The sequence below is a fragment of the Streptomyces sp. CS113 genome (assembly GCF_002188365.1).
Lineage (GTDB): Bacteria > Actinomycetota > Actinomycetes > Streptomycetales > Streptomycetaceae > Streptomyces > Streptomyces tendae.
Window position 1 is genome coordinate 1,323,459 of the sequence record NZ_KZ195574.1, and the last position, 15,013, is coordinate 1,338,471.

Sequence of the window (15,013 nt, forward strand, 5' to 3'; positions counted from 1 at the left end):
ACGCATTCCTTTCGTTCGGCAAGGGGTGTGCTTTTCTCACGGCTCCTGGTGGGGCCGAGTCGGGGGGCCGCCGCTCCGGCGCGGCGGCGGCAGGAACGGCAGTCCGGCGGGCGCGTCGCCGAGGACGGAGGCGACGGCGAGCAGGCATCCGGCCGTTCCGGTGGAGAGGTCCATGGACAGGCGCATCATCTGCTCGCCGGGGAAGGCGAGCCGGTCGCGGTAGGACATGGCGTGCCAGGACAGGGCGTGAAGTTGGCGCCGTACGGCCCGCGGCCCGGTACCGGGCGCCGTGGCCGTGGTGCGGCCGAGGTGCAGGACCATTCCGGCCACGCCCCGGTAGAGCCCGGGCTGGGCGTAGAACATCGCCTGGGCCGCGGCCACGATCTCGTCGGCGGCCCGTGCGAACTCCTCGTCCGCCCGGTGGGCCAGGTAGTCGTCGAGCACCATGCCGATGCCCACGCTGCCGGCGCCCAGGTAGGGCATGGTGCGCCAGCCCTCGTCGACCTGAAGCGCGCCGCCCGCGCCGCGGACGCAGCGGGCCAGGTCCTGGCGCAGCGCGTCGCGGGCGAGGTCGAGAAGGGCGGAGTCCCGGGTGCGTTCGAAGAGCCGGAGGAAGAGCAGGGCCCGCCCCGCGCCGCCGTACAGCAGCCCGGCACGGGCGCGGCCGCGGCCGGCGCGGCCGGCCGGCCCGCCCTCGCCCCGCAGGCCGTCGGCGGCCAGTTCGGCGCAGTGCAGCGCCGCCGAGTGGAGCGCGGCCTGACCGGTGGTGGCGGCCAGCGACTCCAGGGCCAGGCCGAGACCGGCGGTGCCGCCGTGCAGGTCCGGGCCCAGGTGGTCGAGCGGCTGGTCGAGGAGGAGTTCGGCGAGGTCGAGGGCGCGGTCGCGGTGACCGAGGCGCTCCAGGGTCCAGGCGAGTCCGGCGAGCCCGTCGTGGAAACCGAGCGGCATGCCCGACGGCGGTCGCTTGGTCCGCTCCAGCAGCCACTGCTCGCCGTCCTCGTCCTGCCCGGCCCCGCTCTCGGCCAGGGCGTACAGCACCCCCGCCGCACCGTGGGCGAAGGCCAGCCCGCCGCCCGCCGTGGCGAACTGCGCGATGTCACCGGGGAAGAGGCGGTCCGTGCGGGAGGGCGTCGCGGAGGCGCGGATCGCCGCCGCCATGGAGTCCCGGCTGCGCGGCCAGTCGTCGGGCCGGACGGGCGCCACCGGCGCGCCGGGCCGCCCCGCCGCCGGAGCGCGGTGGACGCGCGCGGCCCCGTCGAGGGGCACGGTCACGTCGAGGTGCGCGACCTCGTCGCTGCGCGTGCTCCCGTCGACCCGCGTACTCCCGTCGACCCGCGTGCCCCCGTCGACCCGCGTGATCTCGTCGACCGCCGCGTCCAGGAAGGCCCGGTCCACCGGGAACTGCTCCGCCACCACCTCCGCGAGGTGCGCCGCCTTGTGCCGGTCGACGGCCAGCAGACTGGTGAGCGGGAGGAACAGCGCGAGCCGCAGACACGCCAGCGCGTACCGGTCCACCGCCACCCCACGCCGGTCGGCGGGCGCCACGAACCCCGGGTTCGCCACGATCTGCCGTCCCGCCTCGTCGACGTGGTGGGCGGCCTCGAAGTCCAGCAGGGCGACGCTGTCGTCGTCCCGGACCATGATGTTGAACAGGTGCAGGTCGTTGAAGACCACACCCCGGGCGTGGACCTCGGCGACGGCGCGTTCCACCCGCGCGTGGACGTCGAGGGCCCAGTCCGTGTACTCGGCCAGTCTCCGCTCGCCCGGGTCGGCCTCGATGAGCGGGTGCCGGCGGGCGAAGAACGTGTTGAGCGGCTTGCCGTCGATGTGCTCCAGGACGAGGAAGTGGTGCTCCCCGACGGTGAGGTGGTCGAGCACCTCCGGCGTGCAGTCGAGTCCCGACAGCCGCTCCAGCGCCCGGCGTTCACGGTGCAGCCGGGTCACGGCGTCGGCGCCGTCGGCCGCCAGCCCGGCGTGCGGACGGGCCTCCTTGAGGACGACCCGCGCACCGGTGCGGGTGTCGCGGGCGAGGTAGACGCCGCCTCCGTTGGAGAAGTGCAGCGCCGACTCGACGGCGTACGGCATGCCGGTCACGGTCACCGCGGAGCGGGCGTCGAGGTGCGGGCGCAGGAAGGCGGGCGGGTCGACCCACTCCGGGACGCGGAAGACCGGACCGCGCAGGTCGGGCACCAGCACACCGTCGGGTCCTGACACGGCCGGCCGCAGTTCCCCGTCCGCGTCGTAGCAGTCGCGCCGGGTGAAGCCGCCGTAGCGGACGTGCACGGGCCCGTCGCCGATCCGCAGGTCGCTCAGGATGTGCGGGCCGGGCTCGCCGGCCAGCAGCTCGGACAGCTCTCCCACGAGCCGTTCGAACTCCGCCTCGTTGGCCGGGTACACGGTGACGAACTTGCCGCTGCCGGCCCGGTCCGCGTACTTGGCGTTGCGCTGGTGCAGCAGGTAGCGGCTGGGCACGAACTTGAAGGCCGTACCGCCGCCGACGCAGTGCCGCCACACCCGGTCGAGCACGCCCTCCGCGTTGTCGAGGCAGGCGGAGACATGGATCTTCCACCCCTGGGCGGGCAGGTCGGCCTCGGCCGGACGCAGCGCGAGCCAGTCCCCGCTCTCGTGGCGCTGCCACCCCTGCGGTACGGGCGAGGAGGCGGCGGCATACCGGGAGCGCGCGGCTCCGGTCCGGTCGGCCGTGCGGTGCGGGGCGTCGTAGAAGTACGGGTCCGCGTCGCAGTACACGGCGTAGCCCTTGTTCACGCCTGCTCCCTCCCACCGGTGGCTGACGGAGACGACGCTGTCACGCGGCGTACCGCCTCGGACAGTTGCGGCTGTCACCACTCCGAGGTGCGGAACGCACAGGTAACTTCGCGGCGGCGGGACTCCCGGAGCGGGAGAATTCCGCCTGGCGGAAGTGCTGTTGCCGGGGCGGGACGGCATGGCGAAGGTGTGACCACACGACGTCGAGGACGACGGGAGCCGCGCATGCCGCACATGACCGCCTTCGCCAGGAACCAGTGGTACGTCGCCGCCTACAGTCACGAGGTGGGGCGCGAGTTGCTGGGCCGCACGGTGCTCGGTGAACCGCTCGTGCTCTACCGCGCCGAGGGGGACGGAAGCCCGGTCGTCCTGCACGACCGCTGTGTGCACCGCCGCTACCCGCTGTCCGAGGCGCCGACGCGGCTGGACGGGGACCGGATCGTGTGCGGATACCACGGGTTCACCTACGACACGACCGGCACCTGTGTGTACGTGCCGGGTCAGAAGCGGATCCCGCGCACCGCCCGGGTCGCCTCCTACCCGGTGGCCGAACGGGACTCCCTGGTGTGGGTGTGGATCGGCGACCCGGCGCTGGCCGACCCGGAGGCGGTGCCGCGGGCCCGGCACCTGGACGCGCCGGGCTGGGTCACGGTCCGGGGCATGGAGCCGATCGACGCGGACTACGGGCTGCTGGTCGACAACCTCCTCGACCTGTCCCACGAGACGTATCTGCACGGCGGTTACATCGGCACGCCCGAGGTCGCCGAGACGCCGATCACCACCGAGGTCGACGAGGGCGCCGGGATCGTCCGGGTGAGCCGGCACATGGACGACGCCGAGTGCCCGCCGTTCTACGCCAGGTCGACGGGGATCGGCGGGCGCATCGACCGGTGGCAGGACATCGAGTACCACGCGCCCTGCCTGTACCTGCTGCACAGCAGGGTCGCGCCGACCGGTGTGGTGCCCGCGCCCGACGGCAGCGATCCGGACGGCTTCCACACCGAGATCACCTACGCCATCACGCCGTCGGGCGACGGCAAGGTGTACGACTTCTGGGCGGTCTCCCGGGACTGGGCGACGGACGACGCCGAGGTCACCGAGTTCCTGTACAAGAACAACCGCACGGTCGTCATGCAGGACGTCGACGCGCTCACCCTGCTCCAGCGCACGCTCGGCGGTGAGCGCACCGGTTACCAGGAGCTGAGCATCAACATCGACACCGGCGGCCTGGCCGCGCGCCGCATCCTGGCCCGGCTGGTCGAGGAGGGCGCCGGCGCCGGACCGCGGGCGGCCCGGTGAGCGGGCGCACCGGCGAGGTCTACCGCGTCGACTGGCTGCCCGGCACCGACGTCCTGCGCGGCACCTGCCACTGCGGCGCCGAGCACACCGCCGAGGACCCCGTCGCGATGTGGGACTGGATGCTCGCCCACCCGCGGGGACACCACCTGCCCGGGGACGGTTCATGACCCGGTACGAAGCCGAACTCGTCGTCGCCCGCCGGGAGACCGCGGCCGACGGCGTGCTCGTCCTCACCCTGCGCCACCCGATGGGCGAACCGCTCCCGGCCTGGGAGCCCGGCGCCCACGTCGACGTGGTCCTCGGTCCGGGCCTGGAGCGGCAGTACTCGCTGTGCGGCGACCCGGCCGACCGGGCGCAGTGGCGGATCGCGGTGCTGCGCGAGCGGGAGGGGCGGGGCGGCTCGGCCTACGTCCACGGGGAGTTGCGGGCCGGGGACGAGGTCCGGGTGCGCGGCCCGCGCAACAACTTCCGGCTGGAGTCCGCGCCCCGCTACCGATTCGTCGCCGGCGGCATCGGCATCACCCCCGTCCTGCCGATGCTGGCCGCCGCCGAGGAGGCGGGCGCCGAGTGGACCCTGCTGTACGGCGGGCGGACCCGGGCCGCGATGGCGTTCACGCAGGAGGTGGCGCGGTTCGGGGACCGGGTCACGATCGTCCCGGAGGACGAGTCGGGGCTGCTCGACCTCGGGCCCGTGCTCGACGGCTTGGCCCCGGACACCCTCGTCTACTGCTGCGGGCCCGGCCCGCTGCTGGACGCCGTCGAGGCGCGGTGCCCGGCCGGGAGCCTGCGGGTGGAGCGGTTCCGTCCGAAGGAGGCCGACGGGGACGCCCCGGCGGAGGCGGAGTTCGACGTCGTCCTCGCGCGCAGCGGCCGTACGGTCGTCGTGCCCCCCGGCGTCTCGGTCCTGGACGCGGTCCGCGGAGCAGGCGTCGAGGTGCTCTACTCCTGCACGGAGGGCACCTGCGGGACCTGCGAGACCGAGGTCGTCGAGGGCGATCCCGAGCACCGGGACTCGGTGCTCACCGAGGAGGAGCGGGCCGCCGGGGAGACGATGCTCATCTGTGTGTCGCGGTGCCGCGGCCGCCGGCTGGTGCTGGACCTGTGACAGAGCGGCGCCACACCCTCGGTTGAATCCTCAACGGCCCATCTCGGCAAGAGCATTGACCACGACTCCGCGCCGGCCCTACGTTCCCGCTGAGCACGTTCCCACTGAGCACGTCCACTGAGCACGTTCCTCCAGGGGGAGTCATGCGTCGTCTGTTCGTCGGCCTCACGGCCGTGTCCGTCCTGGCCGCCGCGACGGCGTGCGGCTCGTCCGACGACTCCGGGGGGTCGGACGGGTCCGGCTCCTCCGGGAGCACCACCGAGGTCGAGGTGGGCCTCATCCCCATCGTCGACGTCGCGCCCCTGTACCTGGGTCAGAAGAAGGGGTTCTTCGAGAAGCAGGGCCTGAAGTTGTCCTTCTCCAGTGCGCAGGGCGGCGCGGCGATCGTGCCGGGCGTGGTCAGCGGCCAGTTCGAGTTCGGCTTCAGCAACATGACGTCCCTGCTGATCGCCCAGTCGAACGGCGTGCCGGTGAAGGCGGTGGCCAACGGCATCGCCTCGACCGGCGAGGTGGGCAAGGACTTCGAGGCGCTCACCGTGAAGGGGGACAGCCCGATCCGGTCGCCGAAGGAGCTGGCGGGCAAGAAGGTCGCCATCAACACGCTGAAGAACATCAACGAGACCGCGGTACGGGCCTCGGTGCGCAAGGCGGGCGGCGACCCCGACGAGGTCGAGCTGGTGGAGCTGGCCTTCGACCAGATGCCGGCCGCGCTCGACGCCGGGCGGATCGACGCGGCGATGGTGGTGGAGCCGGCGCTGGCCACGATCAAGAGCCGGGGCGGCCGGGAGATCGCCTCCCCCATGATCGACGTGGCGCCCGACCTCACCGTCGCCATGTACTTCACCTCGGCCACGTACGCGCGGGAGCAGCCGGAGGTGGTGAAGAAGTTCCAGGCGGCCACCGCCGAGTCCCTCGCGTACGCCGACGCGCACCCCGACGAGGTCCGCGAGATCGTCACCACGTACACGAAGATCCCGGCGGACGTGCTGGCGAAGGTGACGCTGCCGAAGTGGCCGGCCGAGCCCAACCGCGCGGGTGTCGAGGAGCTGGCGAGGCTCGGCGAGGCCGACGGGCTGTTCAAGCGGGCGCCGGACCTGGACGAGCTGCTGCCGTGAGGGGCGCCGACGCCGCACTGGGCGCGGCCGGGCTCGCGGGCTTCCTCGCCCTGGGCGAGGCGGTGCCGCGGCTCGGCCTGGTCGAGGAGGAGTACTTCCCGCCCACCAGCCGCATCGCCGACGCGCTCGGCACGGAGGTCGCGGACGGCGCCTTCTGGACCGCGCTGGGCGACACCCTCACCGGCTGGGCGCTCGGTCTGGCCGTGGCGGTCGGCGCGGGGATCGTCGTGGGCGTGCTGCTGTCCGTGGTGCCGTACCTGCGCGAGGCGACGGCGTCCACGATCGAGTTCCTGCGCCCCATCCCGTCGGTCGCGCTGATCCCGCTGGCGGTGCTGCTGTTCGGCACCGAACTGCGGTCGGTGCTGCTCCTGGTCGTGTACGCCTCCTTCTGGCAGGTGCTGATCCAGGTCCTGTACGGCGTGCGGGACGTCGATCCGGTCGCCGAGGAGACGGCACGCTCGTACGGCCTGGGCGCCTGGGCGCGGATCCGGTACGTGCTGTGGCCGACCGCGTTGCCGTACGTCATGACCGGGGTGCGGCTGGCGGCGGCCGTGGCGCTGATCCTCGCCGTCACCGCCGAACTGGTCGTCGGGGCGCCGGGGCTGGGTGCCCGGATCGCCGTGGCGCAGACCTCGCAGGCCGTGCCCGAGATGTACGCGCTGATCGTCGTCACCGGTCTGCTGGGCCTGCTGATCAACGTCGGCGCGCGGTCGGTGGAGCGGCGGGCGCTGGCCTGGCACCAGTCGGTGCGCGGGGAGGTGGCGGTGTGAGGCGCCTGCTGCTGCGGCTGGTGTTCGTGCTCGCCCTGCCGGTGGTGCTCGTGGCCGTCTGGTGGGTTGCCTCGTCGGGCAGCGAGGACGTGTACTGGCCGCCGCTCGGGACGATCGTGTCGGCCTTCCCCGACGTGTGGACCGGCGAGCGGTGGCGCGGTGACGTGCTGCCCAGCGTGCTGCGGCTCGCCGCCGGCTACGCGCTGGCGGGCGCCGTCGGTGTCGCGCTCGGCACGCTGATCGGCTCCTACCGGCGGGTGCGGGCGGTGTGCGAGCCGGTGCTGGAGTTCCTGCGGGCGGTGCCGCCGCCGGTGCTGGTACCGGTGATCATGCTGTTCGCGGGCATCGGCGACACGATGAAGGTCGTCGTCATCGCGAGCGGATGTGTCTGGCCGGTGCTGCTCAACACGGTCGAGGGGGTGCGGGCGGTGGACGCGGTGACGGCCGAGACGGCCCGCTCCTACGGCATCACGGGCGCGGCGCGGCTGCGGCACGTGGTGCTGCCCTCGGCGAGTCCGCAGATCTTCGCGGGGCTGCGCCAGGCGCTGTCCGTCGGCATCATCCTCATGGTGATCAGCGAGATGTTCGCCGCCAGCAACGGGCTGGGCTTCACCGTCGTGCAGTTCCAGCGTTCCTTCGCGATCCCCGACATGTGGACCGGCATCCTGCTGCTCGGTCTGCTCGGCTTCGTGCTGTCGGTCCTCTTCCAGCTGGTCGAGCGGCGGGCGCTCGGCTGGTACCACGGCCTGCGCGCCGCCTCCCGGCGGTCACGGTGATGCCGTGCCCGACGGCGCGTGACGCGCGTTCCGTGACTCGTGCTCGGTGAAAGGGCGGTCCATGCTCGACGTACGCGGCCTGCGGAAGGTGTACGAGGGTTCGGGGCGGCGGGTCGAGGCGGTGCGCGATCTGACCTTCTCGGTGGCGGCCGGTGAACTGGTCTGCCTGGTCGGTCCGTCGGGCTGCGGCAAGACGACGCTGCTGAAGTGCGTGGGCGGGCTGCTCGAACCGACGGCGGGCGAGGTGTTCCTGGCCGGCCGCAGGGTGACCGGTCCGCCGCCCGGGATGGCGTTCGTCTTCCAGGAGTACGGACGCAGCCTGTTCCCGTGGATGCGGGTCGGCGAGAACGTCGAACTGCCCCTGAAGCGGAAGGACCTGGCCAAGGGGCGGCGCCGGGAGCTGGTCGCGGACGCCCTGGCGTCGGTCGGGCTCGCGGACGCCGCGGGGGCCTACCCGTGGCAGCTGTCCGGCGGTATGCAGCAGCGGGTGGCCATCGCGCGGGCGCTGGCGTACGAGCCCGAGGTGCTGCTGATGGACGAGCCCTTCGCGGCGGTGGACGCCCAGACCCGCGCCGACCTGGAGGACCTGGTGCGGGCGCTGTGGCGGGAGCGGGGCATCACGGTCCTGTTCGTCACCCACGACATCGACGAGGCCGTGTACCTGGGGCAGCGGGTGATCGTGCTGTCCGCCTCGCCCACCGTCGTACGCGAGCAGCTCCGGGTCGATCTGCCGGACGGGCGGGACCAGGTGCACACCCGGGTGGCGCCGCGCTTCGCGGAGCTGCGCACCCGCGTGTACGAGCAGATCCAGGCGGCGAAGCGCGGGGCGGCCCGATCCCCGTTCAAGGAGCCGCAGGGGGCGGACACCCCTCCGCCGCACTGACCCCGGGTCACTCGGCGACGGGGACGACCCTCAGGTGGGCGGCGGCGCGGCGGGCGCGCGGCGGGCGCTGCCCGGTGCGGCGCGGCTCGCGCAGGACCAGCGTCAGCCGGGTGTAGCCCAGCTCCTGGAGCGCCCCCGGCGTTTCGACCACGACCCGGCACTCGGTGGTGCCCCGGCGCGGGTCGGGGTGGTGCAGCGGCCGTACCGCCCCGTCGTGTTCGACGGCGCGGGCGCCGACGGCGCGGACCCAGTGCGGCAGGCCCTGGCGGTAGGCGGCCTCCATGATCGGGTCCTGGGCGATGTCCCGGCGGACGGCCTGTAGTCCGGGGTCGTGACCGTACCGCTCCAGAGTGGCGGCGAAGTGCGCCAGCATGGGCAGGCACCAGCTCGACTCGTGCTCGCCGAGGACCGTGGCGGCGTCCGGGTGGAAGAGGACGAACCTGAGGAAGTTGTCGTCGGGCATGGCCGTCGGGTGCGGTCCGGCGCCCTGGAAGAGTGTCCGGAAGGCGCCGTTGGCCAGCACCACGTCCCAGCGGTGGTCGACGACGAGAGACGGGAAGGGCACGGCCTCGAGGAGCGCGGTGTAGTCCTGGAGATAGGCCTGGGCCTCGGGGGTCGCGGGGGTGGGCCGCGGCGCCGACCGCTGCCCTCCTGCCTGAAATGCCATCGGGAGGTCACCCCTCTTGCCTATGCGGCCTTCTCGCGGCGTCCCGCATCCTGGCGCCCCGACGCGAGGCGTGTCAACTATCGTGGCATTTCGTGCCTGTTGACGGCTGAAATAGGCCACAGTTGTGGCGATGCCTGGATGTGAGTTCGAGCGGCAGGCTACTCTCCGGGAAGTTCACGGCAACTGCTTGTGAGAAGCCTGTGCGGCCTGAGAGACGTAGGAGAGCTGTCGGTGACGGGTGGCTTCGAAGGTCAGGGCGTCATGCCGACCCCTACGCCGACCACCACGCCGACCGCCGTCGTCGCCCGGGTCGGCGCGCTCGCGGACCGGCTCGGCGTGCCGCACACCGAGGTCTTCGACGTGGGCCGGCTCTCCGCCGCCAGCGGCGTCCCCGAGTCCGTCGTCGGGGCCCTGCTCGGCGGCCGGCCGGCGGGTGAGCCCGATGTCCAGACCAGGTTCGTGCAGCGCCTGGACCTGCTGCGCCGCACCCGGCTGAAGCCGAACGGCCGCAAGTACACCCAGCAGGAGATCGCCGACGGCGCCGGGATGTCCCGGCAGCAGGCCGGCGCCCTCATCAACGGCGACCGGCGCCCCACCATGGAGCACTGCGACGCCATTCAGCGCTTCTTCGGGGTGCACGCCGGATTCCTCACCGCCGAGGACCCCGAAGCGCTCGCCGGTGCCCTCCAGCGCACCGAGCAGGAACTGCTCCAGCAACTCGCCGACCGGGAGCGGGAGGCGGCGGCCGCCGCCGACGACCCGCTGGAGCGGCTGCTCCAGGACCACGGCGTGCGCGGCATCGCCTGGCGGGCCGCGCAACTGCCCACGGACCAGCACCGCGACAAGGTCGCCGAGTGGCTGGACATGCTCCTGGAGAGCGTCAAGCGGCCCGAGTCGTAACGGCACGGGGCCCACGGGGGCCCGGCCTGCGGACGGGATTGTCAGTGGTGGGCGGCAAGCTGGGAGGGTGCCGCCGCCGTGCGGGGGCGCGTGACCGCTGACGTCGTTGTGGGGAGAGCCGACCGATGACCACCGCCGTACTGACCGACCACGAGCGCACCGCCGTCCAGGCCTACTTGCGGCTCCTGCACACCGTACGGGCCGGTTTCGACGCCGGGGCGGGTCCGGACGGGCCTCCCCGGCCGCCCGTCGTCCCGCCCTCCGTGCTGGCCGAGGCGGAGGAGGCCCTGCGGGCGGCGGGACTGACGGGGAACGAGGAGGCGTTCTTCCGGCTGTTGCGGGACTGGTGCCCGCGGCCCTGAGGGGAGGCGGGCGGCGTCTGGTGACCCCTCAGGTGCGCGGGACCGCGACGGCCGTGGTGACCAGGCCCTCCCGGGCGGTCCAGCGGCCGTCGAAGTGGCTCAGGCGCCTGCCCCCCACGGTCGGTCCGGGCACCAGGAGCGCGGCGTGCAGCGTGCCGCGGCGCGGGTCGGCCGGGTCCACGGAGATCTCGATGTCCGCCTCGGCGAAGTCCAGCCACTTCCCGGTGAGGGGGAACCACGCCTTGTAGACCGACTCCTTCGCGCTGAACAGCAGCCGGTCCCAGTGGACGTCGGGCCGCGCCTCGTCCAGCCGCCGCAGTCGGGCCGTCTCGGAGGACAGAGCGATGGTCTTGAGGACGCCGTCCGGGAGCGGTCCGTCGGGTTCGGCGTCGATGCCGAGGGAGGCCAGGTCGGTCACGCGGACCAGGGCGGCGGCGCAGTAGCCGTCGCAGTGGGTCATGCTGCCGGTGAGACCGTCCGGCCAGCGCGGGGCCCCGCGCTCCCCGGTCAGCACGGGCTGCGCGGGTACGCCGAGCTTCTCCATGGCCCGGCGGGCGCAGGACCGCACCACGGTGAACTCCCGGCGCCGCTTGGCGACCGCCCGCGCGACGAGCTCCTCCTCCTCGGGGTAGAGGGGCAGGTGGCCGGCGTCGTCGTGTCCGAACGCCTCCACGGTGACGACCGTGTCGGGCAGCAGGTCCTCGATCAACGGGACACCTCCTGGCGAGAAGGCGCCGCGGGCGCCTGTTCCGACGGCAGGATGCGGCGCAGTCGCCCCGGCGGCCCGGACCGCTTGCGCCACTCGCGGGGATAGCCCACCGACACCTCCTCGAAGCGGACCCCCTCGTGCCAGGTGGTGCGCGGGATGTGCAGGTGCCCGTAGACCATGGTGTCGACCCGGAACCTGCGGTGCCAGTCGGCGGTCAGCGCGGTGCCGCACCACATGGCGAACTCGGGGTACCACAGGACGTCGGTGGGATGCCGGTGCAGCGGATAGTGGTTGACGGGGATGATCGGCAGGTCCGCGGGGATCTCGGCGAGCCTGCGCCCGGTCTCCTCGACCCGGGCCCGGCACCACGCCTCACGGCTGGGATAGGGGTCGGGGTGCAGCAGGTACTCGTCGCTGCACACGACGCCGGTGCCGTGCGCGTACTCCAGTCCCTCGGCCTTGTTCGCGCAGCCCGCGGGCAGGAACGAGTAGTCGTACAGCAGGAAGAGCGGCGCGACGACCGCCGGGCCGCCCGCGCCCTCCCACACCGGGTACGGGTCCTCGGGGGTGGTCACGCCCAGTTCCCGGCACATCTCGACGAGGTGCCGGTAGCGGGCGACGCCGCGCAGGGCGACCGCGTCCTTGGGATGCGTCCACAGTTCGTGGTTGCCCGGGACCCAGACGACCCGGCGGAAGCGGTCCGCGAGGGTGCCGAGCGCCCAGCGGATGTCGGCGACGGTCTCCGCCACGTCGCCGGCCACCAGGAGCCAGTCGTCGTCGGACTCGGGGCGCATCCGCTCGACCAGGGTCCGGTTCTCCTTGTATCCGATGTGCAGATCGCTGATGGCCCACAGCTTCCCCGGAGCGCCGGCCCTCGACGTCATCCCCCACCCCTTCCAGACACGCGTCCGACGCCACGAGATCACATCCCCGCCCCGGTCACAAGGCGGCCTCCGGGCCCCGCCGCGCCGGGGCCCGGGGGCCCCGGGACGGCCGGTCCGGCGCATCCGTGTGACGCGCGTTGCGCCCGGGGCGGCGCGTACCCCTATGATCGCCCCAACACCACCGCGACGACTCTCCTTTCGCGCAGAGCGGCGGCTCGGTGTCCCTCCAAACCCCTGGCCGGGCACGGCCCGCTTCGGCCTGCCCGCGAACCCCGGAAGGCGGCTTGCATGGCTTCTCCCGTACGCGTCTGGCTCAACCGCACGTACGCGGAGAACGTCTTCTTCATGGATCAGCTGCGGAGAAATCCCGCCGACCGGGCCGTCGAGATCCATGCCACGCACGGCGACCCGGACTCCCCCGTGCTGGCCGCCGCGGACACCGCCGACCTGGAGCCGGAGGGCCTGTCCCCCGCCGGGTACGTCGAGTACGCGCTGGACCAGTGCGCGCGGCGCGGCATCGACGTGTTCGTGCCCCGGCTGCACCAGTCGGCCCTCGTGGCGCACCGCGCCGAGTTCGAGGCGGCCGGTACGGCGCTGCTGGCGCCGCCGCCGGAGGCGGTGGCCCTCTTCCGGGACAAGGTGATCGCCTACGAGGCGGTCCGGGCGATCGGCGTGCCGGTGCCGCCGTGGTGGCGGGTGCGCACGGCCGACGAACTGGTCCTCGCGGTGGAGGAACTGGAGGCGGGCGGCCACCGGGCGTGCTTCAAGCCGGCGTCCGGCGCGGGCGGCGTGGGCTTCCGGACGGTCACCCGGGACCCCTTCTCCCTCACCCACCTGAGCGGCTTCCCGAGCCCGTCCGTGCCGCTGCCCCTGGTCGTCGAGGCGCTGCGGGCGGCCGAGGAGCAGGTGGACTGGCTGGTGATGCCGCGCCTGGAGCAGCCCGAGGTCTCGGTGGACTGCCTCACCGGTCCCGACAACCGGGTCCGCCTCGCCGTGGGCCGCACCAAGAACGGCCGCCGCCGCGGGTTCACCCTGCACGAGCAGTGGCTGGCCCCGGCGCGGCGGATCGCCGAGGCGTTCGGGCTGCACCACCTGTCCAACGTGCAGTTCCGGATGTACGGCGACCGGCCCGTCCTGATGGACGTCAACACCCGCCCGGCCGGCGGGCTGCACCAGCTGGCGCTGTGCGGCGTCAACGTGCCGTGGGCGGCGGTCCGGCTGGCCCTGGGCGACGACCCGGGTGAGCTGGAGCCGCCGTTCCTGGGCCAGGACTACGCGGTGGTGTCGGGGCCGCGTCCGCTGCGCCCGGTGTCCGTGCCCCACCAGCGCACCGACCTGCCCGCCGTACCGGCCCCGGCGGCCGCCGCGCAGGCACCGGCGGCGGGACCGGCGCAGGCACCGGCGGCGTCCGCGCCGGTGGGGCTCACCTGAGGTAGGCCAGGCCCGGGTGCACCGCCCGGTAGCCGTCGACGAGACGGTGGGCGACGTCCACCGAGTCGACCAGGGGGTGCAGGGCGAAGGCGCGTACCGCGGCCGCGCGGGAGCCGGTCTCGGCCGCGGTCAGCACGTCGCGCTCGACGGCCTTGACCGCGCAGACCAGACCGGTGGCGTGGTCCGGCAGCGGGGCGGCGGTCATCGGGTGGGCGCCGTTCGCGTCGACCAGGCAGGGGACCTCGATCACCGCGTCGGGGTCGAGGACGGACAGCGTGCCGCGGTTGCGGACGTTGAGGATCAGGGTGGCGCGTTCGTCGCGGGCGACGGCCCGCATCAGGGCCAGCGCCACCTTCTCGTAGCCGCCGGACAGGTCTTCGGCCTCGCGTTCGCCCGCGCCCGCCGTCTCCCGGTTCTCGGCCATGTAGGTGGCCTCGCGCTCGGCGCGGGTGCGGTCCCAGGTGGCCAGGGCCGGGGCGTCGGGGCGGCGCATCTCGTCGTAGAAGCGGGCCTGCTGGTCGCGCAGGAACGCGCCGCGGGTGCGCTCGGCCTCCTGGTAGGCGCGGACGGTCTCCCGGTTGAAGTAGTAGTAGTGCAGGTACTCGTTGGGGACGGCGCCGAGGGAGCGCAGCCACTCGGGGCCGAAGAGCCGGCCCTCCTCGAAGGAGCCCAGCAGCGCCGGGTCGGCCAGCAGCCGCGGGAGCCGGTCGCGTCCGCCGACGCGCAGGCCGCGCAGCCAGCCGAGGTGGTTGAGGCCGACGTAGTCGACGAAGGCGTCGTCCGGGTCGGCGCCCAGCACGCGGGCGACGCGGCGGCCGAGCCCGACCGGCGAGTCGCAGATGCCGACGACCCGGTCGCCGAGGTGCCGGGACATGGCCTCGGTGACCAGTCCCGCCGGGTTGGTGAAGTTGATGACCCAGGCGTCCGGCGCCAGCCGGGCCACCCGGCGGGCGATGTCCACGGCCACCGGGACGGTCCGCAGCCCGTACGCGATGCCGCCCGCGCCGACCGTCTCCTGGCCGAGGACGCCCTCGGCGAGCGCCACCCGTTCGTCGTCGGCGCGTCCCTGGAGGCCGCCGACGCGGATCGCGGAGAACACGAAGTCGGCGCCGCGCAGCGCCTCGTCGAGGTCGGTCGTGGCGGTGACCGCCGGCGCGTCGGGCACCCCGGCCGCCTGCTCCGCCAGCACCCGGGCCACCGCCGTCAGCCGGGCCGGGTCGAGGTCGTGCAGGACGACCTCGGTCACCCGCCCCTCGGCGCGGTCCCCGAGGAGCGCCCCGTACACGAGCGGCACCCGGAATCCGCCGCCGCCCAGCATCGTCAGCCTCACGTCCGCACCCTTCCGC

The 15,013-nt window shown here is 73.8% G+C and carries 15 protein-coding genes; 10 read left to right on the forward strand and 5 right to left on the reverse strand.

Features of this window, described 5'->3' with window-relative positions; all coding sequences use genetic code 11:
- Positions 1 to 36: 36 nt before the first annotated feature.
- Positions 37 to 2,766: a class III lanthionine synthetase LanKC gene (gene lanKC, locus B9W62_RS05700; protein WP_179235367.1), complete on the reverse strand. Its 2,730-nt coding sequence runs from the start codon at positions 2,764 to 2,766 to the stop codon at positions 37 to 39.
- A gap of 225 nt (positions 2,767 to 2,991) precedes the next feature.
- Here lanKC and B9W62_RS05705 point away from each other — a divergent pair, with 225 nt between their 5' ends.
- From B9W62_RS05705 to B9W62_RS05735, 7 genes are all read left to right on the forward strand, one after another.
- Positions 2,992 to 4,065 (forward strand): aromatic ring-hydroxylating oxygenase subunit alpha, encoded by a 1,074-nt coding sequence (locus B9W62_RS05705; RefSeq protein ID WP_087805793.1) that lies wholly within the window; start codon positions 2,992 to 2,994, stop codon positions 4,063 to 4,065.
- On the forward strand, positions 4,062 to 4,232 hold the full coding sequence (locus B9W62_RS05710) for a hypothetical protein (RefSeq protein ID WP_087805795.1): 171 nt from the start codon (positions 4,062 to 4,064) through the stop codon (positions 4,230 to 4,232). The genes B9W62_RS05705 and B9W62_RS05710 overlap by 4 nt, the downstream gene beginning before the upstream one ends.
- Positions 4,229 to 5,170, forward strand: coding sequence for a PDR/VanB family oxidoreductase (locus tag B9W62_RS05715; RefSeq protein WP_087805796.1), 942 nt, complete (start codon positions 4,229 to 4,231; stop codon positions 5,168 to 5,170). Before B9W62_RS05710 ends, B9W62_RS05715 begins: the two co-directional genes overlap by 4 nt.
- Positions 5,171 to 5,313: 143 nt before the next feature.
- Positions 5,314 to 6,285 (forward strand): ABC transporter substrate-binding protein, encoded by a 972-nt coding sequence (locus tag B9W62_RS05720; RefSeq protein ID WP_087805798.1) that lies wholly within the window; start codon positions 5,314 to 5,316, stop codon positions 6,283 to 6,285.
- Positions 6,282 to 7,055, forward strand: coding sequence for an ABC transporter permease (locus B9W62_RS05725; RefSeq protein ID WP_087805800.1), 774 nt, complete (start codon positions 6,282 to 6,284; stop codon positions 7,053 to 7,055). The genes B9W62_RS05720 and B9W62_RS05725 overlap by 4 nt, the downstream gene beginning before the upstream one ends.
- Positions 7,052 to 7,831 carry an ABC transporter permease gene (locus B9W62_RS05730; protein WP_087805802.1) on the forward strand — a complete coding sequence of 260 codons (780 nt, stop codon included), beginning with the start codon at positions 7,052 to 7,054 and terminating at the stop codon, positions 7,829 to 7,831. Before B9W62_RS05725 ends, B9W62_RS05730 begins: the two co-directional genes overlap by 4 nt.
- Before the next feature lie 61 nt (positions 7,832 to 7,892).
- A complete protein-coding gene (locus B9W62_RS05735; protein WP_087805804.1) occupies positions 7,893 to 8,714 on the forward strand; it encodes an ABC transporter ATP-binding protein in 822 nt (273 codons plus the stop codon).
- A gap of 7 nt (positions 8,715 to 8,721) precedes the next feature.
- Here B9W62_RS05735 and B9W62_RS05740 read toward each other — a convergent pair whose 3' ends face one another.
- Positions 8,722 to 9,381 (reverse strand): MmyB family transcriptional regulator, encoded by a 660-nt coding sequence (locus tag B9W62_RS05740; protein ID WP_087805806.1) that lies wholly within the window; start codon positions 9,379 to 9,381, stop codon positions 8,722 to 8,724.
- 231 nt (positions 9,382 to 9,612) lie between these two features.
- Here B9W62_RS05740 and B9W62_RS05745 point away from each other — a divergent pair, with 231 nt between their 5' ends.
- Positions 9,613 to 10,281: a helix-turn-helix domain-containing protein gene (locus tag B9W62_RS05745; RefSeq protein WP_087805808.1), complete on the forward strand. Its 669-nt coding sequence runs from the start codon at positions 9,613 to 9,615 to the stop codon at positions 10,279 to 10,281.
- Between the two features lie 125 nt (positions 10,282 to 10,406).
- Entirely contained in the window at positions 10,407 to 10,643 is a 237-nt protein-coding gene (locus B9W62_RS05750; RefSeq protein WP_087805810.1) for a hypothetical protein, read from the forward strand.
- A gap of 28 nt (positions 10,644 to 10,671) precedes the next feature.
- Here B9W62_RS05750 and B9W62_RS05755 read toward each other — a convergent pair whose 3' ends face one another.
- Together B9W62_RS05755 and B9W62_RS05760 are read right to left on the reverse strand one after the other, a co-directional pair.
- Positions 10,672 to 11,352, reverse strand: a complete 681-nt coding sequence (locus B9W62_RS05755) for a 4'-phosphopantetheinyl transferase family protein (RefSeq protein WP_087805812.1) — start codon at positions 11,350 to 11,352, stop codon at positions 10,672 to 10,674.
- Positions 11,349 to 12,236, reverse strand: a complete 888-nt coding sequence (locus tag B9W62_RS05760) for a metallophosphoesterase family protein (protein WP_087805814.1) — start codon at positions 12,234 to 12,236, stop codon at positions 11,349 to 11,351. Before B9W62_RS05760 ends, B9W62_RS05755 begins: the two co-directional genes overlap by 4 nt.
- A gap of 288 nt (positions 12,237 to 12,524) precedes the next feature.
- Between B9W62_RS05760 and B9W62_RS05765 the strand changes: the two genes are divergently transcribed.
- Positions 12,525 to 13,667, forward strand: a complete 1,143-nt coding sequence (locus B9W62_RS05765) for an ATP-grasp domain-containing protein (protein ID WP_087805816.1) — start codon at positions 12,525 to 12,527, stop codon at positions 13,665 to 13,667.
- Here B9W62_RS05765 and B9W62_RS05770 read toward each other — a convergent pair.
- Positions 13,660 to 14,997, reverse strand: a complete 1,338-nt coding sequence (locus B9W62_RS05770) for a 6-phospho-beta-glucosidase (RefSeq protein WP_179235368.1) — start codon at positions 14,995 to 14,997, stop codon at positions 13,660 to 13,662. The genes B9W62_RS05765 and B9W62_RS05770 overlap by 8 nt on opposite strands.
- Positions 14,998 to 15,013: the final 16 nt, after the last annotated feature.

Bases quoted from the DNA above. Each gene is read 5' to 3' on its own strand.
- B9W62_RS05705 (WP_087805793.1), top strand. From the start codon at position 2,992: ATGCCGCACATGACCGCCTTCGCCAGGAACCAGTGGTACGTCGCCGCC.
- B9W62_RS05715 (WP_087805796.1), top strand. From the start codon at position 4,229: ATGACCCGGTACGAAGCCGAACTCGTCGTCGCCCGCCGGGAGACCGCG.
- B9W62_RS05720 (WP_087805798.1), top strand. From the start codon at position 5,314: ATGCGTCGTCTGTTCGTCGGCCTCACGGCCGTGTCCGTCCTGGCCGCC.
- B9W62_RS05735 (WP_087805804.1), top strand. From the start codon at position 7,893: ATGCTCGACGTACGCGGCCTGCGGAAGGTGTACGAGGGTTCGGGGCGG.
- B9W62_RS05740 (WP_087805806.1), bottom strand. From the start codon at position 9,381: ATGGCATTTCAGGCAGGAGGGCAGCGGTCGGCGCCGCGGCCCACCCCC.
- B9W62_RS05750 (WP_087805810.1), top strand. From the start codon at position 10,407: ATGACCACCGCCGTACTGACCGACCACGAGCGCACCGCCGTCCAGGCC.
- B9W62_RS05760 (WP_087805814.1), bottom strand. From the start codon at position 12,236: ATGACGTCGAGGGCCGGCGCTCCGGGGAAGCTGTGGGCCATCAGCGAT.
- B9W62_RS05765 (WP_087805816.1), top strand. From the start codon at position 12,525: ATGGCTTCTCCCGTACGCGTCTGGCTCAACCGCACGTACGCGGAGAAC.